Source organism: Bartonella sp. MR168JLCBS (assembly GCF_042194175.1).
In genome coordinates this window covers 1-736 of the sequence record NZ_JBHIMP010000347.1, presented here as the reverse complement: position 1 = coordinate 736, position 736 = coordinate 1, and the positions used below count along the sequence as shown (strand labels likewise).

Sequence of the window (736 nt, the reverse complement as noted above, 5' to 3'; positions counted from 1 at the left end):
CCAATTCATACTTTGGTTGTTCCTAAAAGTACAAGCGACCTTGGTTATTGGAAGGAGAAATTACGAAAATTTCGTGATTCCAAGGTTGCAAAGGTTTATCTGGATTATGTTAAGGAGCATATTAATTTTGACTGTTTTATTCAAACAGGAAAGCGATTATTTTTAGCAGATAAAGTTGTTGTTCTTTCTGATCCTCCGGAGAAAGCATTGCGCAAAAAAGCTGGAAATTGGCTTATGAAAGCACTTTCACAGGTTATTGGAGATGCCCAAAAAACTGTTCAAATTACATCACCTTATTTTGTTCCTGGTAAGGTCGGTACGCAGAGTTTTAGAAATTTAGTTTCAAAAGGTGTTGATGTTAAAATTCTTACAAATTCCTTAGCAGCTACCGATGTGGCACTCGTGCATGGTGGTTATGTACCATACCGTAAAGCGCTTTTGAAAAGTGGTGTTAAGCTCTATGAGTTAAAGCCGGATGGAAACATGCATGGGTTGCGATTGTTTCGATCAAGTAAGGCCAGTTTACATACTAAAGCTTTTTTGGTTGATCGTAAAACTGCTTTTATTGGATCTTTAAATTTTGATCCTCGGTCAGCTGCGTTGAATACGGAAATGGGCATTCTTTTTGAATGTGCACCGATTACAGCGAGGTTAGATTTGCTTTTTTCTGAAGAAACGACCGGTGAAATGAGTTATAATCTCCGTCTTGATAATAACAACCGCATTTATTGGGATT

General features: G+C 37.5%; 1 protein-coding gene. It reads left to right on the top strand.

Annotated features, from left to right (window positions below):
- Nucleotides 1–736, top strand: a 736-nt coding sequence (locus ACFIK8_RS11320) for a phospholipase D-like domain-containing protein (protein ID WP_375669482.1), incomplete at both ends; no start/stop codon positions are given.